The 22900-nt window shown below is 49.8% G+C and carries 21 protein-coding genes; 7 read left to right on the top strand and 14 right to left on the bottom strand.

Features of this window, described 5'->3' with window-relative positions:
• Nucleotides 1-44: 44 nt before the first annotated feature.
• From ACFSUS_RS18390 to ACFSUS_RS18375, 4 genes are all read right to left on the bottom strand, one after another.
• Complete coding sequence (locus ACFSUS_RS18390) at nt 45-2150, bottom strand: penicillin-binding protein (protein WP_381525168.1); 2106 nt, start codon at nt 2148-2150, stop codon at nt 45-47.
• Complete coding sequence (locus ACFSUS_RS18385; protein WP_381525165.1) at nt 2140-2538, bottom strand: FtsL-like putative cell division protein; 399 nt, start codon at nt 2536-2538, stop codon at nt 2140-2142. Before ACFSUS_RS18385 ends, ACFSUS_RS18390 begins: the two co-directional genes overlap by 11 nt.
• A gap of 111 nt (nt 2539-2649) precedes the next feature.
• The gene (locus ACFSUS_RS18380) at nt 2650-2895 is read right to left on the bottom strand and encodes a hypothetical protein (protein ID WP_381525164.1); all 246 of its coding nucleotides are present in this window, start codon (nt 2893-2895) and stop codon (nt 2650-2652) included.
• Nucleotides 2879-3109 carry a DUF433 domain-containing protein gene (locus ACFSUS_RS18375; RefSeq protein ID WP_381525162.1) on the bottom strand — a complete coding sequence of 77 codons (231 nt, stop codon included), beginning with the start codon at nt 3107-3109 and terminating at the stop codon, nt 2879-2881. The genes ACFSUS_RS18380 and ACFSUS_RS18375 overlap by 17 nt, the downstream gene beginning before the upstream one ends.
• Nucleotides 3110-3396: 287 nt before the next feature.
• Between ACFSUS_RS18375 and ACFSUS_RS18370 the strand changes: the two genes are divergently transcribed.
• Together ACFSUS_RS18370 and ACFSUS_RS18365 are read left to right on the top strand one after the other, a co-directional pair.
• Nucleotides 3397-3627: a hypothetical protein gene (locus tag ACFSUS_RS18370; RefSeq protein ID WP_381525160.1), complete on the top strand. Its 231-nt coding sequence runs from the start codon at nt 3397-3399 to the stop codon at nt 3625-3627.
• 2 nt (nt 3628-3629) lie between these two features.
• On the top strand, nt 3630-4037 hold the full coding sequence (locus ACFSUS_RS18365) for a putative toxin-antitoxin system toxin component, PIN family (protein ID WP_381525158.1): 408 nt from the start codon (nt 3630-3632) through the stop codon (nt 4035-4037).
• Nucleotides 4038-4055: 18 nt separating this feature from the next.
• Here ACFSUS_RS18365 and ACFSUS_RS18360 read toward each other — a convergent pair whose 3' ends face one another.
• Together ACFSUS_RS18360 and ACFSUS_RS18355 are read right to left on the bottom strand one after the other, a co-directional pair.
• Nucleotides 4056-5549 carry a M20/M25/M40 family metallo-hydrolase gene (locus ACFSUS_RS18360; protein ID WP_381525155.1) on the bottom strand — a complete coding sequence of 498 codons (1494 nt, stop codon included), beginning with the start codon at nt 5547-5549 and terminating at the stop codon, nt 4056-4058.
• A gap of 123 nt (nt 5550-5672) precedes the next feature.
• Nucleotides 5673-6365, bottom strand: a complete 693-nt coding sequence (locus ACFSUS_RS18355; protein WP_381525153.1) for a DUF3431 domain-containing protein — start codon at nt 6363-6365, stop codon at nt 5673-5675.
• Nucleotides 6366-6508: 143 nt separating this feature from the next.
• Here ACFSUS_RS18355 and ACFSUS_RS18350 point away from each other — a divergent pair, with 143 nt between their 5' ends.
• Nucleotides 6509-8641, top strand: coding sequence for a S9 family peptidase (locus tag ACFSUS_RS18350; protein WP_381525151.1), 2133 nt, complete (start codon nt 6509-6511; stop codon nt 8639-8641).
• Nucleotides 8642-8716: 75 nt separating this feature from the next.
• Entirely contained in the window at nt 8717-8887 is a 171-nt protein-coding gene (locus ACFSUS_RS18345) for a hypothetical protein (protein WP_381525150.1), read from the top strand.
• A gap of 863 nt (nt 8888-9750) precedes the next feature.
• Here ACFSUS_RS18345 and ACFSUS_RS18340 read toward each other — a convergent pair.
• The gene (locus ACFSUS_RS18340) at nt 9751-10548 is read right to left on the bottom strand and encodes a DNA alkylation repair protein (RefSeq protein WP_381525149.1); all 798 of its coding nucleotides are present in this window, start codon (nt 10546-10548) and stop codon (nt 9751-9753) included.
• A gap of 85 nt (nt 10549-10633) precedes the next feature.
• Entirely contained in the window at nt 10634-10981 is a 348-nt protein-coding gene (locus tag ACFSUS_RS18335) for a DoxX family protein (RefSeq protein WP_381525147.1), read from the bottom strand.
• A gap of 281 nt (nt 10982-11262) precedes the next feature.
• On the opposite strand from ACFSUS_RS18335, the gene ACFSUS_RS18330 reads away from it, so the two are divergent.
• Entirely contained in the window at nt 11263-11565 is a 303-nt protein-coding gene (locus ACFSUS_RS18330) for a hypothetical protein (protein ID WP_381525145.1), read from the top strand.
• A 112-nt stretch (nt 11566-11677) separates the two neighbouring features.
• On the opposite strand, the gene ACFSUS_RS18325 is transcribed toward ACFSUS_RS18330, so the two are convergent.
• Nucleotides 11678-12865 carry a glutathionylspermidine synthase family protein gene (locus tag ACFSUS_RS18325; RefSeq protein WP_381525143.1) on the bottom strand — a complete coding sequence of 396 codons (1188 nt, stop codon included), beginning with the start codon at nt 12863-12865 and terminating at the stop codon, nt 11678-11680.
• Between the two features lie 56 nt (nt 12866-12921).
• Here ACFSUS_RS18325 and ACFSUS_RS18320 point away from each other — a divergent pair, with 56 nt between their 5' ends.
• Together ACFSUS_RS18320 and ACFSUS_RS18315 are read left to right on the top strand one after the other, a co-directional pair.
• Nucleotides 12922-13923 carry a nucleoside hydrolase gene (locus ACFSUS_RS18320; RefSeq protein WP_381525141.1) on the top strand — a complete coding sequence of 334 codons (1002 nt, stop codon included), beginning with the start codon at nt 12922-12924 and terminating at the stop codon, nt 13921-13923.
• Between the two features lie 40 nt (nt 13924-13963).
• Entirely contained in the window at nt 13964-14374 is a 411-nt protein-coding gene (locus ACFSUS_RS18315; RefSeq protein WP_381525139.1) for a thiol-disulfide oxidoreductase DCC family protein, read from the top strand.
• Here the strand turns inward: ACFSUS_RS18315 and ACFSUS_RS18310 are convergent.
• From ACFSUS_RS18310 to treS, 5 genes are all read right to left on the bottom strand, one after another.
• Nucleotides 14364-16022: a glycerol-3-phosphate dehydrogenase/oxidase gene (locus tag ACFSUS_RS18310; protein ID WP_381525136.1), complete on the bottom strand. Its 1659-nt coding sequence runs from the start codon at nt 16020-16022 to the stop codon at nt 14364-14366. The genes ACFSUS_RS18315 and ACFSUS_RS18310 overlap by 11 nt on opposite strands.
• 118 nt (nt 16023-16140) lie before the next feature.
• A complete protein-coding gene (locus tag ACFSUS_RS18305) occupies nt 16141-16758 on the bottom strand; it encodes a hypothetical protein (protein WP_381525134.1) in 618 nt (205 codons plus the stop codon).
• 100 nt (nt 16759-16858) lie between these two features.
• Nucleotides 16859-17611, bottom strand: a complete 753-nt coding sequence (locus ACFSUS_RS18300) for a hypothetical protein (protein WP_381525132.1) — start codon at nt 17609-17611, stop codon at nt 16859-16861.
• Nucleotides 17612-17738: 127 nt separating this feature from the next.
• Nucleotides 17739-19283: an alpha,alpha-trehalase TreF gene (gene treF / locus ACFSUS_RS18295; protein WP_381525130.1), complete on the bottom strand. Its 1545-nt coding sequence runs from the start codon at nt 19281-19283 to the stop codon at nt 17739-17741.
• A 120-nt stretch (nt 19284-19403) separates the two neighbouring features.
• Nucleotides 19404-22724, bottom strand: coding sequence for a maltose alpha-D-glucosyltransferase (treS, locus tag ACFSUS_RS18290; protein WP_381525128.1), 3321 nt, complete (start codon nt 22722-22724; stop codon nt 19404-19406).
• Between the last annotated feature and the right edge of the window lie 176 nt (nt 22725-22900).

Raw genomic sequence — 22900 nt, 5'->3', positions numbered from 1 at the left:
GTAGCGTTTTTTTGTGCTCGTTGGTGTATGTCTTGGTCACCCCACTACTCCAACTGCAGAGCAATCTGTTTACTGTCGGCTGATTTATCGCCAGGCTCCAGAGATTGTTTTTTTACTTTACCGCGTCCTTCAACTACAACGTGAAATCCTCGGTTCTCGAGTAGGAAGAGAGCATCACGGAGGCTTAGGCCACGAACATCCGGAACGCGGTCGGGTCGGGTTGGACGCGATTTCCAACGGCCATTCGCAGTAGCCTCTACCCACCCTTCCGTTGTGGGCTCACTGTTTATATTGAGTGCAGTACTGATGGTGTGCAGGTCATCGGAGTAGCCCGCCAGCAAACCGGTTGCCGGGCGATTCTGTCGGCCTCCCCGCCGAATCGGCGCGTGCATTCGGATGTCGTACGCAACAATTCGATCAGCCACTTCTTTGAACACGGGGGCAGCTACCGATCCAGCATACAGCAAATCAATGTTATCGCCCTGTGGGTTGTCAACAACGGTAATCATGCTGTATTTGGGGTTGTTGGCCGGGAAATAACCAATGAATGAAGTATAATATTTACCCACCTGATACTGGCCGTTAATGATTTTCTGAGCAGTACCAGTCTTACCCGCTATAGCATAGTGCGGATTATTAATATGTTTGGCCGTACCGTGCTCAACAACGCCCCTTAATAACTGCTGCGCTTTACGAGCGGTCTCTCTGGAGCAAATTGGCTCGGGGGCTACATAGGGCATGTTATCCTCAATTAGTTCATTGTCCCGCCGAATTTGTTTGACAATCATTGGGCGAACCCAACGCCCGTCGTTGGCCACGGCGTTGTAGAACGCCAGCATTTGTAAGGGCGTTATCTGCATTTCGTAGCCGTATGACATTGATGTTAGAGAAACTTTACTCCAGCCTTTCATATCCGGATTACGCACTACTGGAATAGCTTCCCCTTTCATGCGAATACCGGTCGGCTGCGTAAGCCGGAACCGGCGTAGATACTGACAATACAAATCGGGGCGTCGGTAGAAATAACTGCGCATGAGCAGGTGAGTACCAACGTTCGACGATTTTTCGAATACTTGCCGGGCGGTAATTGTCCCCTTACCATTTCGGCTCGCGTCACGAATGTTTAGGCCATTGTAGGTCATCGATCCATTGCCCGTGGCAACCATCTGATCAAGTGAAATGGCTTTCTCTTCCATCAAAGCCATCATGGTGGCTAGCTTAAATGTCGACCCAGGATCTGTACGTCCGGCCAGCGCGTGATTAAAGTTTTCGACATAATGATCCTTCTGCTTCGTTAAGTTAGCCATAGCCCGGATTTCGCCCGTAGCTACTTCCATCACAATGACGCATCCTTTGGCGGCATTGTACTTTTCAAGCGCTGAGTGTAAGGCCGACTCAGCCATGTCCTGAAAATTGACGTCAATGGTCGTATAGAGGTCCATTCCCGGCTCAGGTTTCATGTCGGGACCGTCGTTAACGGGTTTGCGTACACCACCCGATAGGACCTCAACCAAACCCACGGCGTTTTTACCGGCCAGTTCTGATTGGAAACTCGCTTCCAGTCCAATCAGGCCCCGACCGTTTTTGGCGTCCAGATTACCGATGGTTCGTTCAGCCATGCGGCCAAAGGGATGGTATCGTTCGTAGTAAGGCCGCAGAACGCCCCCACGAGCCGCTACCTTAGCCGACGACCGGAAGAAAGGCCATTTCAGCATGTATTGCCGCTCCTGAAACGTAACCCGGCGACGATTTAGGAGTACGTAACGACGTTTGCGCGCCCGGGCGTCACGTACGAGGTCCGTGTAATCCCGAGCTGATCGGTCGCCGTAAATGCGTGATAGCAGCACACCCAGTGAGTCCACCTTTTTGGCAAAATACTCAGGTTTGGCAACGGTTGGGTCCAGCCCAACGACGTAGGTAGGTAACGAGGTAGCCAGCAAACTTCCGTCGGCTGCGTGGATATTGCCCCGCATGGCTCGAATCGTATCTCGCTGAATAAGCGTGGTGGCTACACGTTCGCGCCAGAATTTCCCCTTGAACGTCTGGAAGTATTGCACGTAAACAAGCCGTACAACCACACCCATAGCCAGAAAAATAACAACGTAAAAGACGTTGTTGGCCCGAGAAATGATGTCCTGTTTAATGTTCATCTGACTTGACGACAATTTTATGGGGTGGGGTCTGGCTACCAGTCAAGCCTAGTGCGGCAACGCGTTTATTAAGCTCCGATTGTTTACCGCTTCGGTTGTAATCGGCCTGTAGAACGGTGAACTGTGACCGCAGTTCGTCGACCTGTATTTTGGTACGCTGAATTCGCCGGACGAGTCGCTCGGCGTTATGGTTCAGGCCAATGTAGAGAATGAGTAGAGCCGTTACCCACAAAATGCGATCAATGTGACGAATGGGCCAAGCATTATCTTCGCCGAAGAGCCGGTCTAAGCCAATAAAATCGTTTAACCAGGTTGCCAATTGAAGCTTACGTCGTTGCTTCTTTTGTTTGGCTACCCGCTCGGGCTGCTTAAAGGTATTTTTCGCCATATTGAGCAGTGGATAGAAATAGGTCTTATTCTAAACGCAATACGATTACTTCGTTATTCATATTTTCCTTCATCCGATCAACAATGATGGGCACATATGGCTTAACATCACTTAAACATTTTTTACTACGTCCAGAATAAATATCGTAACAGGCAATTTATGCAGGTTCTGTTGATAGGGTAAGTTCTTATCGACAGCAACAAAGACATCAAATTTGTTTTCTTTCATTAAAGCCAGCAATTGGCCATTCTTAATACCACTCCAGCCCATATATTTAACTGTGAAAACTTCCTGCCCGGACCCCTCGAAAGCGTAGCGAAGCCGGATGTCTATATTTTCATCAAGCAATACCTTCATATTGTGTCGAGAAGGTGTTGAGCAGATTGCTGGCTAATTCGATAACAACTTCGGCTTGCTGGCGACTGACGGATGGATAACCTTCCAAAAAATCGTCCAGCGAACTTGCTTCCAAATAATCGAAAAGTGTTTGGATGGCAACACGCGTCCCACCAAACACCGGAGTACCACCTAGTACTTCAGGGTCAACCACGATTACTTCTTTAGCCGTCATGTCTTTCTTAGATTAATTAAACACAAAGTAACAAAAACATCGCTTCGTGGGCAGTGAAATCTTTGTGTACGACGACTGCCTGATCATAAAAAACCCCGGAAAGTCGTTGACCCTCCGGGGTTGCGCTTAACTAATAAGTTCGGTTTATTCTTTCCAGCGCCACTCGTTAGCAATCTGCAAAGGCGTTTGTAAGCCCTGCGCCACGAGGTAATCGCGGGTTTGCGTGTCAATGAAATTGCGATTGGAATAGCCAGTGGTTATTTTTGTTAGAAATAGTTTTCTTTTTTATGCATACAGACCTTAATCCTCCCTTATCACCTTTGCAGGTTGAGCTTCTTAAAGCGTTTGCTATGCCCACCGTTGACGAAAGTGATCTGCACGAAATCCGTAAAATGTTGTCTCAATATTTTGCCCGAAAGGCATCCATGCAAGCACAACGGATTATTGAAGAGCGGGGAATGACGGCTAACGATGTTGAAGCCATTGCTCATCAGCACAACCGCGTTTCTAAATTTTAATCATGAAAATTGTGGTTGACACGAATGTGTTGCTGAATGCAGTCCTACCCACATCTGGTAATTTCTGGCTATTTGAAGGCATTATCAACGGTACGTTCACCCTTTGCGTTTCTAACGAGATACTGACTGAATATGCCGAAATATTTGGTCGGTTCTATAGCCCAATCGTTGCCGAAAGCTTTTTGACAGCGCTTGTATACAGTCCATTTGTGGAGAAGACTGATACTTACTTTCATTGGGTTGCCATCGAGGCAGACCCAGATGATAATAAGTTTGTAGATTGTGCTGTTGCCGCTAACGCTCAGTGTATTGTTACGAACGACCGACATTTTGATGTTCTCGAAAAACTGGAATTTCCTAAAATTTCGGTTCTATCTCCTCATGCCTTTCGCCAATTAACCAGCGTCTGATTGGCATATAAGTTCGGTTTATTCTTTCCAGCGCCACTCGTTAGCAATCTGTAAAGGCGTTCGTAAGCCCTGCGCCACGAGGTAATCGCGGGTTTGCGTATCGGTCTGGCGACGGGTTGGAATGGCATCCGCATCGGCCAGCGCATAGAGCAGCATCGTCGAATAACGTACGGTATTTTTCAGCTGATCGGCATTAACTAGGTTAATACGGTCGCAGTTGGCGTGGTAGCAATCCAGGACGTCTTTGGCCAGGTGACCATTCATCCCAACTACCGGTACGCCTTCCAGCATAAACGGCTGGTGGTCCGAGTGCAAACCGGCCTGGTTTTGCATCTGGTTACCAAAAGTGGGTTCCACCTGCTTCATGGTTTCGCCAACGGTATTGAGAAACGAGACCATATCAGACCGGCCGAACGCGTTCAGTCCTGTTGGATCGTTGGTCATGTCGAGGTTCATCATGTAGCGGACCTTATCGAGTTGACCCGCTTTTTTCAGATTCTCAACCATTGCCCGCGATCCCAACAACCCCTGCTCCTCACCCATGAAGAGCACGAACTCGATGGTACGTTTCGGTTTTAGTTTCAATGTTTTAAACGTACGGGCAATGTCCATGATGGCAAATGAGCCAATGCCGTTATCGATCGCACCGGTGGCTAAGTCCCAGGAGTCGAGGTGTCCACCCACTATAATTTTTTCATCGGGGTATTTCGATCCTTTCAACGTAGCAATGACGTTACGTGCCCGAATTTTGCGGCTTGTGTTTGTCATATCAATGACGGCCTGCATCTTACTCGGCTCTTCCTGCATCCACGCCCGCAGCGCCTGACCACTTTCCAGCGAAATACAAACGGATGGAATTGAAATCAGTTTGCCCGTTACAGAAGCGGTTCCGGTGAGCAGTACGTTCCCCGGCACGAGGTTAACCATGATTACTCCCGATGCACCATGCTGAATGGCTAAAGCGGTTTTTTCGGAGCGGTGGAGGTTTCGGGCGCCTTTAGTCGGTGCCGCTAAACCGATGTTAACTAAGGCAATTTTACCTTTAAGCTTATCTTTAACGGCCGCAAAGTCACCTTCCAGGCCGTTACCAACGTCGACAATTTCGCCCTTTACGTGCGATTCCACCGGCGAGTGCGCCAGCGCGACAACGGGCACTTCGCGGAAGTTATCACTACGATCGGGCACTACGGATAACGTGACGGTATCACGCTGCCAGGCTTCAACTTCAAACGGCTCATACCGCACTTCTTTGAAGCCATACGACGACAGCAAATCAAAAGCGTACGACTCAGCGCGGGTTCCGTTGGGGCTCCCCGTCAGGCGATGGCCTAACCGTTGTGATGCTTCGGAGAGCGTTTCGTAGGCACGGCTGTGTTGCTGCACCTCATCATTGATCCGTTTAAACGCTTTTTCGAGGGAAAGTTTGTTGGGATAAAAAGCGGTCAATAAACCGGCCGTACCGATACTGAACAGGACGAGCCGAAAACTGGGCACGTAAAACGTTCGATGCATAGAAGGGAGAATAAAGCTTGGCTAAAGATATGAAAAAGCCTGTTGATTGCGAAGCCGAATTAGTAGACGCGGAGTAGCATTAAATCGTTTAGTCTGGTCGCAAAAAAAGTTTTGCATCGGTTGTTACTCACCAGAATTTTGCCCCTCTGCGGACTGGTGTTTCATTAGTTTCAATTGAACTGTTAATCGTCCGGCCAGCCAACCACGATCAATGCCCACCAGTCCGAATACCAGATCCCAGCTTCGTTCAAAGCAGTGAGCAGCATCCGGGAAGTTGATAGATACGGCCAGCGCCCGCTCGTAAAAAGCACGCGGCTGCCGACGTACCAAATCACAATGAACTGCGAATTGCGCTCCGAGCACAAACGTGTAAGTGGCTGGTCCGTCGCTATCAAAAAGGGCGTGGTGAAAGCTCCGTAAGTCCAGTCCGCGGTTATCTTCATTCTTGCTCCAGGGCCTGAAAAGGCGTTCCCCTTGGTCATCATCCGTATCGATCAGGTGACCTAGCCAACGGAATCCGGCTGGACTAATAGCAATGGGATTGAGAGCAAACTCGCGCAGACTTTTCTTGAAGTCATACGCATGATCGAAGGGTTTGCCCTGACAAAAGACAGTCCACTCAGCCAGCGTATCGTACCGGCTGACGATGTGATGCAGGTACGTATGTGCTTCCCGTCCGATATTCGGCAATACGATAGCTGCCGGACCCGCTGAGTGATCGGGACTTTTATCGTACACCGTTGTATGTAGCCCAGTCGGCAGCTTTCGCAGCCAGTTCAGATTTTCGGTATAACGAGCAACAACCAGTTCGAGCATGGTTACAATTAAACACCGAGAGGTTTCATGGAGATCACAAAGAACGGCAAAACTTCCTGGCCTCGGTATAACCCTCCGTTTTCTCTGTGTTTATCCTAATTTTACGAATAAACACTCATAATTGACCGCACCGGCGAACCCCAATGAAACAGACGTGTTTTACTCTCATCACCACGCTCACGCTATACAGCATGACACAAGCCCAAACGTTACAGCCAACATCCGTTGCGGCACCTAAGGCCGCCGTTAAACCCAAAGTGTTAGAAATCCACGGCGATAAGCGCACCGACAATTATTACTACCTCAACGAACGCGAAAACCCAGAGGTAATCAACTATCTCAAAGCCGAAAACGCTTATCTCGAACAGGTGCTGGCTCCGGTTAAGAGCTTACAGGACAAACTATTCGAGGAAATGAAGGGGCGCATTAAGCAGCAGGATGAGTCGGTCCCCTACAAGGAAGGGAACTACTTTTACTACACCCGCTACATAACGGGAGGAGAATACCCCATCTACTGCCGTAAGAAAGGCTCACTGCAAGGCCCCGAAGAAGTCATGTTCGATGGCAACGAGATGGCAAAAGGCCATAACTATTACCAGATCGGCGGCTTTGAGGTATCCGACAACGAAGAGCTGGCCATTTTTGCGGAGGATACCGTGAGCCGACGGTTATTTACGCTACGGGTTAAAAACCTAAAAACGGGTCAGCTCTACCCCGAGGCCATTCCGAACACAGAAGTAGGCAGCTTTGCCTGGGCCACGGACAACAAGACGCTGTTTTACATCAAGAAAGACCCACAAACCTTGCTCGGTTATCAAGTGTATCGGCATGTGTTGGGTACCGACGCCAAGAACGACGTACTGGTCTACGAAGAAGAGGATAACCAGTTCTACATGGGGCTGGAACGGTCGAAGTCGAAGAAATACATCATGATTGGCTCTGACCACAACGGCGTATCGACAGAGTACCGATTGCTAAACGCCAGCCAGCCAACGGGCCAGTTTACGGTGTTTCTGCCCCGCGAGAAAGGCCATGAGTATGACATTGTGCATTACAAAGACAAGTTTTACGTCCGCACGAACTGGAAGGCCGAAAACTTCCGGCTGATGGAAGTACCGGAAGGCAAAACTACCGACCGTACCGCCTGGAAAGAAGTTATCGCTCATCGCCCGGACGTATATCTGGCAGATTTGGACGTTTTTGCTAACCACCTCGTTTTGGGCGAACGCAAAGCCGGTTTAACTAACATCCGGGTGATTAACCAAAAGACGAAGACGGATGAATACCTGGATTTTGGCGAACCAGCTTACGTAGCTGGTATTGGCTACAACCCCGATTTCAACACGAACGTACTCCGTTATGGCTATTCATCGCTAACGACGCCCAGTTCGACCTTCGACTATAACATGGACACGAAGGAGAAAACACTCCTGAAGCAGCAGGAGGTCTTAGGTGGCTTCGACAAGAATAACTACGTATCCGAACGGGTCTATGCTACGGTTCGCGATGGGGTTAAGGTGCCAATTTCGCTTGTCTACCGTAAAGGCACCAAAAAAGACGGCTCGGCCCCGCTCCTGCAGTACTCATACGGCTCCTATGGTTACTCGACCGATCCGGGTTTTAGCTCAACACGCCTGAGCCTCCTCGACCGGGGATTCATTTTTGCCATTGCCCACATTCGGGGGGGACAGGAAATGGGCCGCCGGTGGTACGAAGACGGAAAGATGCTGAAAAAGAAAAACACGTTTAACGATTTTGTCGACGTATCGGAGTATCTGATCAAGAACAAATACACCAGTGCCGACAAGCTGTTTGCCATGGGTGGCAGCGCGGGCGGTTTGCTTATGGGTGCCATCATCAATCAGGCTCCGCAATTATATCGGGGTGTTGTAGCCGCCGTTCCGTTTGTCGACGTGGTAACGACGATGCTCGACGAAAGCATTCCGCTGACTACTGGCGAGTTTGAAGAGTGGGGCAATCCGAAGCAGAAAGTTTATTACGATTATATGAAATCGTACTCGCCTTATGACAACGTTGAGAAGAAAGCGTATCCAAACCTGCTGGTCACAACGGGACTGCACGATTCGCAGGTTCAGTATTGGGAGCCCGCCAAATGGGTCGCCAAACTTCGAACGATGAAGACGGATAATAATCAGCTGTTACTTCATACGAACATGGAAGCCGGTCACGGTGGTGCATCGGGACGTTTTCAGGCGTTAAAGGAGATTGCGCTGGAATACGCGTTCATACTGAATCTGGTTGGCGAGCGGCAGTGATGTTGTTTTGGTTAACTTACCAACATCAGTAATACATTGAGTTACTTCACTTTCTTTGCTTTAACGCTATAAATCATGCCAAAACTTCCCTGGGCAAAATATCTCTTCAGCATTTGGGGAGTAGCCATACTGATTACCTTGACCGCCAAGTTCATTACCACTAACGTACTCATCCTGGCCCCACTGTCAGTTGGTCTGTACTGGCTTTTGGTAAAGAGTTTCGCAAAGATTAGAGGCTACCAGTAGTACAGTAATTAGCAGGACGTCTCGAAGAAGTACAAAGTTCGGTGCTCATCATGAGTTGTTGAAGTCTGTACTTCTTTGAGACGTGCTACATAAATAATCTTGTTTTTGTAATAAATATTAAATAACTCATTTGTTTGCAAAAACCTTAATAATAGCTATAGTACAATTTATCGCTTGCGTATTGCTTTGATATTTATTCGTTGAGTGAAGCCACTACAGTTTCCCGTTTGTACAACTGGCTCGAAACGAAGCCAAACGTCAATAGGAAAATCTTTTGAGAATGCTTTTGGCATGACGTAAGTATCATAAACCTCGCCTGACTCAGTTCGTATCTGATAACCTCCTGAGCAACCGGACACCGAATCATAGTAAGCGAAAATTGTGGCTTTTGTCTCAGCTGGACCGATTGATTCGCAGCCAATGAAAACTAAGGTAAGTAGTATAAGAAGAAGTGTTTTCATAATAATACGTGGTTTGGTTCTAAAGATGCTTTCTTCATTAAAAAGGTTGTATTAACTGTTACAAGTGCCTTTATTTAAATTTAACTTTATATAATTTTATAATTTATAATTTTTGTTATAAACTAGGGAAAACGAACAAGAATTTATGATCACTTTTTATAAGTTTCAACAGCCTCTTCCCATTCGCGCTTCATCATAACTTATATAAACAATGGCTTTCCCTGATACGTCAACAGCCGTTCGCCTGACTCAAGAAATTCTTGCTCGAAGTGAGCGTTCTTTGCCCCTATCGTCTATTTATTCAATTGTCCCGTACTAGCGCTGTTTTCTGGCTACCAAGTTACGCTTTTCCGTAGAACAGATTTGTTGTAACGCGGACCGTCCGCGTTACAACAAATCGCGCTACAACTCCAAATAATGCCGCTTCTTAGCCGGGTCCAGACTGTAAATCGCGTTGCGCAATGCCGTGCGTGGTAGTTGCCGGATGTGGTCGTGCAAGAATTCTTCCAGCGCATCGGGGTTGCGCTTGCCGACTTCTCGGAGCATCCAGCCCACGGCTTTATCCACGAGGTCGTGCTGCTTGTGCTGTATGAACTGCTCGGCCAGGGCAAAGGTGTCGCTGAACTGGCCTTTGCGGATGAACGCCAGCGTGGCCACCATTGCGATGCGCTGCGTCCAGAGGTGATTCTCTTCGGCTAGTTCGTAAAGAATTGAGCGGTCGGTGTGCAGTAGATATTCGCCGAGAATAGCTGGGCTGGATGAGTCCACCAAGTCCCAGTTGTTAACGTAACGTCGGTTGGCTACGTAGCGGTCAGCCAGTTCTGCCCGGCCTGGATTAGCCTGGCTAGACATTCGGGTCCCTCCAGACCGGGTCCCTCCGGACCGGATCCCTCCAGACCGGATCCCTCCAGACCGGATCCCTCCAGACCGGATCCCTCCGGACCGGACCTGATATACCCAAATCAGCAAACCGGTCATGCGGCATTCGTGGTAGGGGTCGCGGACCAACTGCTCGGTTTCATCGGGCGACAGCCGCAGGAATTGTTTAGCGACAGCATGTTGCTGCGGCATGGACAGGCCCAGAAACTGGTCACCTTCACCGTAATGACCCGGCTTAACCTGAAAGAATTGGGCAGCAAACGATGCCCGTTCAGGCTGCTCCAAGGCTAGTAGAGTGTTCTTTACGTCAAGATGCGTCATAGTTAAAAAATCGCACAGCCCAGGTCGCGTAACACTAGGGCTTGCTCAAAAACCAACATAATCAGGTTTCGTTCGAGCTTTGTTTCTATGTATACTGATACGCCCACCAGATTAAAACACCTTGCAGGGGTAAACGAGCCCAGCGTAACCAGGCAGGCATTTTCTTGAAACGGCTCGACGTAGCCATGTAGATATTAGCCGGAAACACGGCAATCAACAATACGATAATTCCCCATGCCGAGATGGCACGCGTTGCCGGAAACAGTAAACCTAAGCCTAACACGACTTCAGCAATGCCGCTCAGCGTCACCATCAGGCTATGCGACGGAATATATGGCGGCATGATGGCCAGGTACATCTTGGGGTTGATGAAATGATTTATACCGGCCGCGACGTACACGAACGCTTGAATATAAAGGCTTAGGTTATTCATATAGATTAGTTGTCACGGACTTCGGTTACATAACCCGCTTTACGCTCAAAGGCTGTTTGAGCTAGTTTTTTAATCTGGTTAGCGTCCGGGTGGCCGGTGCTATCTGCGACCGGTCACAGACGGCGACGGCAGCCCGGCGGATAACGCCCGGGCAAAGTTTCAAACTTGGCTCAACATCGGACCACTTCGCGCCATACCGAATACAGTAAACCGAAAACTTACACGCATTGATTAAACCATAGCCAACATACGGCATCCAACCGACGAAACCAACAAGCACTATGAAAGCGAAAATGATGTTAGCGGCCGTGATGGCCTTGTTCCTATCAGTCGGAGCCTTTGCCCAGAACCAGACGCAAGTTTATAAGGTGAAACCGAAGCTAACACCCGAACAACGGGAAACACGGAGGGCTGAAATGAAAGCCAAGCTGGCGCAGATGACACCCGAAGAACGGAAAGCGTTCAGGAAAGCTCATCGTGAACAGTTGCAAGCCCGCCTGAACAACATGACGCCCGAACAACGCGAAAAATTTATGGAGCGCCACAAGCAACGTAAGGCATTAAAGCAGCAGGAAGGAAAGTAATTAGGTTGGTGTTTGCTATTATCCCACCGTAACTACCGGGTGGCCTGCTAAAACACAGGTCACCTTTTTTGGTAAGCTTGTTGTAATGCGGACGGTCCGCGTTACAACAAGTCTATTGAATTATATGCCCAACAAATCCGGCCGTATTATCCAATATGCGCCCTCCTCTCCGGAAGCCTAGCCCGCAGGCGTCTCCGGCATAGAAAACGCCCGCCTGATAGATGTTACCCGCCGAATCCTGCGGAAAATCGACGTATTCCTGATAGATTTTTGGATACTCACCGTACTCGCCATCCACCGCCTGACGTTCGCTCCCATCAGCATTCAGAATCCGGACATTGGCCCCCTCCCGCCCAAACAATACTTTCTCCACGCAGGGCTTACCCACCAAGGGCTTTACACCCGTTTCGAGCAATAGTGGGTGATTTGGGTATAGCTCCCACAGGATCTTCAGGATGTATTTTGATTGAAAGAGCAGTGTGTAGGCCGGATTCAGAATCACGGCCAGGCGCTTCTGAACAATCTCGGTTAAAATTTTTGTCAGTTCGGGTTCGTCCTCGGCGATGGCTTCCCAGGGGACGAGCTTAAACCAGAAATCTAATTTCTCGAACTGACCATTTTTCGGATTTTGCCAGAAGATGCCTTCCTCGGCCGAAAACTCTACGCTATCGATAAAGTCAAACTCAACCTCAAAGCCAGCTTCCCGGGCGGCTTCGCCCAATAAAGCTACGTTGGCGTCGTCTTCGGGGAAATCGCGCATGGCCGACAGGAGCAATGTTGGTTGTAGATCAGGATTCAGCGCCAGCAGCTCCTCGAACTGCCCCACCAGCGTTTCGAAAACGGCGTTGAACTGCTGGCTTTCGTCAAGACCATTGGCTCGGAGGTGAGCGTACTGCACGACAGCGGTTTCGGGCAGACAAGTAGCCGTATCGGCGTTAAACTCAATCAGTTTAATGCCGGAGTCGCTTCCGATACCTCCGCCGACGCCCCCCGCCAAATCAAAACGACCGTAGAGGTGAATGTGCCGGTCATCGTCCCACGACAATTTGATAAGGTCGATCAGGTTAGCTGGAATGCCCAATTCGGCAAAACGGTTCTCATCAATGACGTGCTGACCAGCGGCCACGAACATTTCGAATAGCTCATTAGCCGCTTCGTAGTAAGCATCAGCTTCGTCGGGCGTTAGAACAACAACCTCGTTCGCCAAGTAGGGTAATGTATCCTGGCCAAGCATCCAGTCCCAGCCAAGGTTTCGCAGTTGAGCGTCGGGCGAAGTGGTAAGGGGTTTGAGCGAAATCATAGTTTTTGTAAGTAGAGGGTAAGCCTTTGCTTTCTTTATACAAAACAACTCTTCTTATGACCCGTATCTTTCTTGTTTTGTTTGGACTGTTGCTGGCGCTGACAGCCGGTCAAACTCACGCACAATCGCCCCCAAAGCCAACACCTACTCCTGTCATTTTTGATACCGATATGGGTCCTGATTATGACGATGTTGGCGCCATTACGCTATTGCACGCTTTTGCCGACAGCGGTCAGGCGCAGATTCTGGCTACCATTGCCAGCACGAAATATCCGAAAGTTACACAGGTTTTAAGCGTACTGAACACGTACTTCGGTCGTCCGAATGTGCCCATTGGTGTCCCGAAAGGTAAAGCTATAACGGATAAAGACAACCAACACTGGTCCGATACGCTGGTGGCCCGATACCCACACAAGGTTCAATCGAATGACGAGGTGCCCGATGCGGTTGCGCTCTATCGGCAACTTCTGGCCAAGCAACCCGACCGTAGCGTAACCATCATTACGGTTGGTTTTATGACCAATCTGGCTAACTTGCTTGATTCTAAGCCTGATAAGTATTCAAATCTACCCGGAAAAGAGTTGGTAGCTCAGAAAGTAAAAAATCTTGTGAGTATGGCGGGGAAGTTCCCGAGTGGTCGGGAGTACAACGTACACATGGATACACCTGCTTCAAAGGTTGTCTTTGCGGACTGGCCGACGCCTGTGCTGTTGAGTGGCTTCGAGATTGGCGAAAAAATTCATAGCGGTTTGCCTCTCACGCAGAACGCGCAAATTAAAAACAGTCCAGTTAAAGATGTTTTCACGATCTGCCTTCCGAAAGCTAAAGAAGACAATGGCGGCCGCATGAGCTGGGACCAAACGGCCGTACTAGTTGGCATTAAAGGGTACTCACCGTATTATACCGTTAAATCAGGACGGCTGCTCATGAACGCTGACGGCTCAAATGGATGGGATGTTAACGGCAAAGGGCATCAATATTTAGTCGAGAAAATGCCCGTGCCACAGGTAGAAGCTTTAATCAATAAACTGATGCAACACCAGCCCAAGAAGCGATGAATCGCACCGATTACAGAGATTCGTTGTTTAGTAAGCAACTATGGATACATCCTCGTCTCAACCGCTGGTGCTCTTTGACGGTGTCTGTAACCTGTGCAATTCAGCCGTTACGTTCATCATTGAGCGCGATCCCAAGGCTCAATTTCGGTTTGCGTCTTTACAGTCTGATGTAGGTCAGGATATGCTACAGCGACTGGGTCGTTCGACAAACCAGTTTGACTCGTTTGTTTTGTGGGAGAACGGCCGTTTTTACGAACGCTCAACGGCAGCGTTACGTATCGCCAGGCAACTATCCGGCGTTTGGCCACTTCTGTATGGGTTCATCATTGTGCCTAAACCTATTCGGGATGGTGTATACCGTTTTGTGGCTCGTAACCGCTATCGTTGGTTTGGCAAACGCGATGCCTGTATGATGCCTACTCCCGCACTCAAGGCCCGGTTTATAGGCTAGAGGCTGTTGTTACCCGCTCGGCCACCAAACTCGCTTTATTCATAAACGACGCCAGTAAGTGCTGGTAGCTAGCCACCTGCTCACGACAGTATTCGTCACTCCAGCCTAACTCAGGGGCCATTAGTTCAGCTACCTGAGGCACAAGCTGAGCTGTCAGTCGCCAGTCCGACAGTTCAAGCCGCCAGCGACGGGCTAATACGTCGCGAAGGGTAACGGCCATCTCTTCACGTACTTGATAAACCACTTCAGCGTTGATGAATGGCTGACTAGCAGTTACTTTCTCGGTAAGATTTGGTTGCTTTTGTGCCAGCTGTGCTACGCGTTCAGCCCGGTTGCCATACGTGCGCACAAGATGCTGGCAAACATCAGTGGGTAGTCCGTAGCGGTTTTGAAGTACCAACCAATCTTCAAAACGATAATTTTCTCCACCTACCAGGTAATGGGTTTCGGTAAGGCTATCGACTGATTTATTGAGAAGTTCGCCTACCCGATCGATTGCATCTTGCGCCATGAGCCGATACGTCGTCCACTTGCCACCGAGCAAGCTTACCAGCCCCGACGCTGGATCGTGTTCAACTTCGTGGTCACGGAGCAGCGTTTTTGTGTCGGCGCGGCTACTTACAATCAGCGGGCGAAGCCCTCCAAAACCAGCCTGAACATCCGTGCGGCTAGGCGTTTTGGCCAGATAAGGCTGAAGCGTTTCGAGCAGATAATCTACCTCGGCGGGCTCCAGTACAGGCTCGTGCTTTAGATCGGAGTAATCATCATCGGTGGTACCAACAAAAACTTTATCACCGAACGGAATGGCGAATACGACGCGTCCATCAGCCGTTTTCGGGATCAGGATGGCACAATCGCTTTGCAGTGTTTCGCGGGGCAGCACGATGTGAACTCCCTTGCTGGGCCGAATGCGCCGGTCAAGATTGGGGTTTGCTAGTAAGCGAACAGCATCGGCATACGGGCCTGTGCAATTCAGAAAGATTTTAGCCCGAATCTGAATCGTCTCGCCCGTGAGTTGGTCCTGCGCAACGGCCGTACGTAACTGACCGTTTTCGTGCTCAAAACTTGTCACAGCGACGTAGTTAGCAACGGCCGCTCCGGCTTCATCGGCAGAATGGGCCAGAGCCAGAGCGTAACGAGCGTCGTTAAACTGCCCATCATAATACAGCACGGCACTGTTCATATTCGGCGTTAGCGTCGGCATTTTATCCAACGCCTGTGCTTTGTTGAGCCAACGGCCCTTCGGAAACGCATCGTGCCCGGCAAAAAAATCGTATAAAGTCAGGCCGATGGTGATGTACATCCCCTCAAACCAGCTAAACACCGGCGTTAGCAGCGCCAGCGGATGAGCCAAATGAGGGGCGTTACGCAGTACCGTCCGACGCTCGGCCAGCCCGTGGCGGACCTGACGAAGCTGGGCCAGATCAAGCTTTTTAATAGCCTGTTCCAGATACCGAACGCCACCGTGGATCAGCTTGGTTGACCGGGAAGACGTTTCACCGGCCACATCGCCCCGGTCGATTAGGGCCACGCGATAGCCACGTAAGGCTGCATCCAAGGCGGCACCTGCCCCGCTGGCACCAGCGCCAATTATGCATATATCAAATTCTTCCTGCCGCAGCCGCTCCTTGTTTCTTTCCCGATTCATATACGAAGTTAAGGGTATTTTGTGGAGTAAGTGCAGTTAGAATTAGAAGACTGGCTTGGCTTTAACAATTTGTTAATCAATGACATCATCTGGCTGATGTACGATTCGTTCTGCCAAACTAGCCCGAGAAGCTACGGCTACGACCACCAAAAAAGCCGCTACGGCCACCCGAAGGCCGGACTGTGCGGGTTACACGAGATGTTCGTACGTTTTCTCTGATTTGGTTCGAACGCTGATAGACACCAGGATTGGCGTATACCCCGGATCCGTAGCGACGTTCGTAATCGCGGTACTGGGGAGCCGTAGAGCGACCAAGCATATAGCCTAAACCACCCCATAGCAAGACATTCGCTAAACCGTTGTGGTGATAGGCTCCATAAGCCGATGGATTGTTGAAGTACGTACTGGTGGACTGATCGGTCTGGACAAGCCGTTTGGCCGCTTCTACGCTCAGCGTATCGCGGTGGCCATCGTAGTAGCTAACGATGGCACCAGCCTGATCAGGGTTAGCCTGTACTTCGTCGGTGATTTTGAAGTTCCCCGGAGAGGTTTCAGTGATATACGTCCGAACGCCTTTTCCGAAACGAGTCTCGGTCTGTTCGGTTTGTTCTTCACTAGAGTTATTACCACAACTTTGAAGTACAGCCGCGCCATTCAGCAGGGCCAAACTAAGTGTAGTGCTAAGCGTAATATCTTTCACACGCCGAAGTACGGCGTGTCGACGAAGCGGTGTCATAATGCCTGAATAGATGATAGTCAGACACTAAACTACCGCGTTAGCCCAAGGGTTGCAAATAGATACGGATGAGTTGTCGGGTAACCTCACTGAGCGGTCGTCAGAACGGACGATTGCCGTTGCCAAACAGGATAGACACCCCCGCCGATACGCTGACAACGCTAACAATTCGATCACTGCTGTAGCTAGAACTCTCCGAGCGTCCGTTGCTGCTCCAGGCCGTAGAGGTAAGGTTATCAAATTTGAATTGCGAACGAACATAGTCGCTGTTCATGTGGAGCGATAGGCTTCGCCCAAGCCGGTAACGAACAGTGACTCCTCCGCCATAAGCCGTAGCCGTGCTTTGCGCTCCCGTCGTTTTTACCGCCATTTCGACCTGCCCGAAGTTGCCGTTGATAGCTGTGTTCGGCAGCACAGCTGTAGCCTGACCAGCCAGCACGTTTGCATCTACGCTAAACCGCCCCATCGGAATACTTACATAAGGGCCACCCATGATTGTATTTACCGACCAATCGTCTGCTTTGGCAGTCCAGACGTCAGTTTCATTGCGGTATACGTTATTGAGCAAGGCGTGGGCTTGTAGCGCGTTACGGTACTGAGCTCCCCGGACCATGACGCCCACCGGACCAACCAGCCGATACCCCGCTGAGAGGCTAAAGGCCACCCCCCGGTCCGCCATACCTGCTTTTTCGTTGATAGGCGAACAGCTGGCAAACTGCCCGACGGGTAGGCTTGCTCCGGCCGACAAGGCGAAAAATCCTTTTTTATCCTGATGCGATAAAATAAATGTCTTCTGGCAAAATGAAGCGGTCGTCATACCGGCCGCTAGCACGGTTACGAAGAGCTTTTTCATGGCGTAATTGAGTTACTGCAAATGCTTTAGTGTATTGCAGACTCACTGGAACAAATTCAGTGCCATAATTGAAGAGTGAGAGAGCGAATGAGTGAAAGAGTGATAAGCCAACCATTCTTTCGCGCTCTCACTCTTTCGTTCTTTCACTAAATAGCGCCAAATAAACGCCATTCGTCCAGCCGAAACCATCCTGATTCGGGTACTTGCCGCCACCAGTAGTAAGAGCGGCATCGACTACATTGTATTTCTCCGTCATTTTACCAGTAGCCTTGAATACTTTATCGTTCAACGCCAACCAGCGGTCGCGGCCTTCGTGAGCCGTTTCGACAAAGCCGTAGTTCATTAGGCCTTTGTAAACGATCCATTGCAACGGTGCCCAACCGTTCGGCCAGTCCCATTGCTGGCCCGATTGTACGAGGGTTGTTACCCAGCCACCCGCCTGCAGAAAGTCGGCTTTGAGTCGCTCGTGAATACAACCAGCCTGCTCGGGCGTAGCAATGCCGAAGAACATCGGAAAGACGCTGGCTAGGGTTAGAGCAGAGGTCTTCTGATTAGTTATTGTATCGTAATCATGAAAAAAGCCGGTTTCATCGTTCCAGAACGTGTTCTGGATAGACTGCTTTCGGGCAGTGGCTAACTTGTTCAATGCTTCTGCCTTCTCTGGTTTATTAGCAAGTTCGTAGGCTTGTTGTAAGGTCGTTTCCAGAAAATACAGAACACAATTCAAATCGACGGGCACAATATCGGCCGCATGGCTAGTCACCAACGTATTGGTTTCTGTGAACCAGCGGCTGCTAAAATCCCAACCCGATTCGCAGGCCGCCCGCAGATGATGGTGTAACGCGTTAGTATCTACACCAATCCGTTTGGCTTCTTCGGCCAGCTGATATTCGGCCAGGTACGCTTCCGGCCGAGGGGTTGTCATATCGTCCCAATACCGGTTGAGTATGCTTCCATTGAGCAAACGAACAACCCGCTGGCGAATCGGCGTATCGGCCGACAGTTCCTCCTGGCAACTCATCCAAAATTCATGTTCGCGTTGCAGCTGAGGCAAATACGTTACCAGTGCATTTGACTCGTCGGGACTGGTCGAGTCGATTTTGGCCAGTAGCTGCACCATCAGCGCAAAAAACGGCGGTTGCGAACGAGTCAGGAAGTAAGACCGGTTGCCATTCGGAACAAAGCCAAACTCATCTACCAGATAAGCGAAATTGTTAATCATTGACCTGATCAGGTCTACCCGACCCGACTGCTTCAGGCCGAGCATCGTGAAGTAGCTGTCCCAGTAAAAAATCTCTCGAAATCGGCCGCCGGGCACAATATACGGGTAAGGCAATGGTACCCGTGAGCTGCCATCGACCGACGGGTCGGCTGGACGTGTTAAGTGGTCCCAAAGCTGATTTACGTGTTCGGTTGTGCTCAGCGACGTATCACTCACATAGTCGCTGGCGGGTCTGTGGGGCAAAATGAAATAGGTATCGACAAACGCTCTGAGGTCAAACTCCGGTTTGACTTTTTCGGCTTCATAAAGAGCAACCAGGTCGGCCGGTGCGAGTTTCGGAACGCAATCGACAAACGTTTTGGAGTCCGGAAAAATCTTACTCAACTGAACGTCAGGAAACAGATTACCGAAGAGTTCGTCGGGCGATTGAGGGCGAGTGAGCTGTGCCAAGTTAAGCGTATGCAGTTACAGGCTTTTTATAATATGGCGCCATTTATAGTCATTAGTGGCCATTCATAGTCACGATTCGTCCTTTACAACGAATGACTATAAATGACCACTAATGATTACCTATTTAATCACTGATTTTATGATTTGCAGCGGAACACGTACCCAATCGGGGCGGTGCTTTAGCTCATAATTTAAATCCGAAATAGCCTGTTCGAGCAAGTATGTTTCTACCATCATCTGCAAGTCGTCGGACTGGATCGGAATAAGCTCATTTTCCTGCACCGTTTGCAGATAAGCCTTCATAAAGAAACCACTAAGATAATGAGCCAGCACCTCGGCAAAAGGCAGAATAGGGGTTGTCTCCTCGCGGGTTACCTGATTATTTCTCAGAAACCCTTCGTATGATAAATAGTAAAACGAACGTACCATATCAGCCACATCACGCAAAGGTGAGCGCTTCAACCGACGTTCGCTATAGCTACGGCTAGGGTCCCCACCAAAATCCTGGATGACGAGATCTTTGCCCGTAAGCAGAATTTTATCGAGTTGCAGATTACCATGAATACGGATTTTCATAGCGTCTAGCTTTTGGGCATAAATCCGTTTGAGAATGGTCAGTACGTCTTCTTTACGACCCAAAATCTGCTCCACTTCATGCTGCACATCATCCGGTAGTCGTTTCAGATTCCGCTGTTGACTCTGGTAACTCTCCCGAACAAGGGATTGCAAGCCAGAAAATAGCGACCGCTGATAATGCAGCGAGAAGGGTTCGGGCGCGAAGTCTTTCAGGTTTGTTCCAGCGGCCAACGCCAGGTGCATTTCACCGATCCGAACACCCAGCAGCCGTATCGATTCAGACACCCGGTTGCCAAGCAACTCCTGCATAGGAGCAGATAGGTCTTCAAATCCGATGGGTCGACCCAGCGTGCCCCGTGGATTCGCCAGGGCCGTATCCAGCTGTTCTTTGTCGCGGGCCAGAATCCGCTCGATGTAATTGTTGATTCGTTCGAGCATAAACCGGTTGCCTTGCCCGTGATTGTCAACCATCTCCTGCAACATACCCAGCGTAACCGGCTCGCCCCCCGCCTTAAGTTCTATCGTTCCGACAAAAACGGGTACGTTAGGAAAGCTTGCCGTTTCGGATAGATAGCGGTTTACTTCGACATCCGGGTTGAGCGCCCGATCTACCTTACGATACATCTTCAACAAATAGGCATTGTCGTAACTAATGGAGGTGTAGGCAGCCTCAGCCGTAACCAGTTTGGGTTTGATTTCACTGTGCTCCTGGACGTAGGTGCCTACAGCCGCACTTCCCTCGAACGTGATTGGGCTTTCAGCCTCTGCCATAGACCCGTTAATGGCCATTTGATTGATCAGGGCGAGTTGCACCTCCGTTGCGTAGAGTCCATCGCAAAGCACACCGTCCTGATCGCCAACCTGCAAGTTCGCCAGCACCGATTGCGGACAACCTTCGGTCAGTTTAGTAGCTACGGCCTCTTTGGCGAAGGAAACCACCAACTGATAGGTTTCGGGCAGTCCTCGTTCATACGTCACTTCAATCAGCAGTACGTAAGCACTTCCCTCAACTAGTGGAATGGTGCTGTAGTCAGTAATACTAATACCGTACAGGTTTTCACCCTGACCGCCAAACCAATCCATTTTTTGCAGATAGTCCGGTAGAACTTTGGTTTCCAGCACCTCACGCGTCCGGCTGTTCAACAGCTTATTCCAGTCGCTGATTTGGATGGTTGGTAATGATTCAAGTTCAGCGGCTCCGGCAGAAACTTTCTCCAGTACAAACCACTGGTAATCGTGCGGGGCCAGCGTGAAGAAGTAGTTACCATCGTCGGAGATGACCGGAAAGTGGTTCTTACTAAACGCTTCAATAGGTAAGTAGCCTTTGTAATCGCTTAAATCGACCTGAGCGGGCTGCGAATACTTAGATAAATTCACCACAATGAGCAACGTTTCCTCTTCATAGTTCCGCGTAAAGGCCAGTACTTTAGGGTTTTCGACAGTCAGAAACTTCAGATCACCGCGGCCGAAGGCTTTATATTTCTTGCGCAGGTTGATCATCCGCTTCGTGAACCAGAACAGCGACGAGGTGTTGCTACGTTGGGTTTCGACGTTGACGGATTCGTAGTGGTATTCCGGGTCGAGAATCGTTGGCAGATACAGCTTCTGCGGGTTAGCGCTCGAGAAACCTGCGTTTCGGTCGGGTGACCACTGCATGGGCGTTCGTACGCCGTCCCGGTCACCGAGGTAAACGTTATCGCCCATGCCGATTTCGTCGCCGTAGTAAATCACTGGCGTACCAGGCAGCGAAAACAGCATACTGTTCAGCAGTTCGATCCGCTTTCGGTTGTTCCCCATTAGCGGAGCCAGCCGGTGCCTGATTCCGAGATTAATTTTAGCCTTTGGATCTTTGGCGTAGGTCTTATACATGTAATCCCGCTCTTCGTCGGTCACCATTTCGAGGGTCAGTTCGTCGTGGTTTCTCAGGAAAATCGCCCACTGACAAGTAGCCGGTATTTCGGGCGTCTGGTCGAAAATATCAGTAATTGGATACCGGTCTTCCATTTGTAGCGCCATGAACATCCGGGGCATTACCGGGAAGTGGTAGTTCATGTGACATTCGTCGCCGTCTCCAAAATAGGAAGCTGAATCTTCGGGCCACATATTAGCCTCGGCCAGAAATACGATGCCCGGATATTTATCGTCGACGTGCTTGCGCAGTTTTTTCAAAAAAGCGTGTGTTTCGGGCAAGTTCTCGCCATTGGTTCCCTCCCGCTCAAACAAATAAGGCACCGCATCCAGCCGGAACCCGTCTACGCCCATCTCACACCAGTAGTCCATCAGTTTAAACACTTCTTCCTGCACCAGTGGGCTGTCGTAGTTGAGATCAGGTTGATGATGAAAGAACCGGTGCCAGTAATACTGTTGAGCCTCATGGTCCCAGGTCCAGTTAGAGGCTTCAAAGTCCTGAAAAATAATCCGGACGTCTTTGTACTGAGTTGGGTCGTCGGTCCAAACGTAATACTCCCGCTCTGGCGACCCCTTAGGCGCTTTTCGGGCCCGTTGAAACCAGGGGTGCTGATCGGAAGAGTGGTTGATAACCAGTTCCGTAATCACTTTCAGATTACGCTGGTGGGCTTCATCCAGAAACTGTTTGAACTGCTTGATGGTACCATACGATGGATTGATGCTGTAGTAATCGGCAATGTCGTAGCCGTCATCCCGCAAGGGCGACGGGTAGAAGGGCAGTACCCAAATGGCCGTAACGCCCAGTTCCTGCAAGTAATCTAATTTTTCGAGCAGGCCCTGAAAGTCGCCGATGCCATCGCCATTCCCATCGCGAAACGCTTTGATGTGTAATTCATATATGATTGCATCCTTATACCAGTGCAGTGTATCGTCTAATTCAATGGTGCTTTTTGCCATAATCTCAGTTAATGCTAAAAACCTGCCAATTACATTTACCCTACCTAACTATAAGACTACCTCGACAGTTTATTGAAAACAGCGTCGACAAATTTGGTGGTGTCAACTTTTGGGGGCACGGTCGGGGTTGAGCCGCCCGGTAATTGGTTGTGCTTTATCACCAGAACCGGCATGAA

Origin of the sequence: Spirosoma soli (assembly GCF_042684525.1) — a bacterium.
Lineage (GTDB): Bacteria > Bacteroidota > Bacteroidia > Cytophagales > Spirosomataceae > Spirosoma > Spirosoma soli.
The sequence above is the reverse complement of the archived record's forward strand: the minus strand, read 5'-3'. Positions and strand labels throughout refer to the sequence as shown.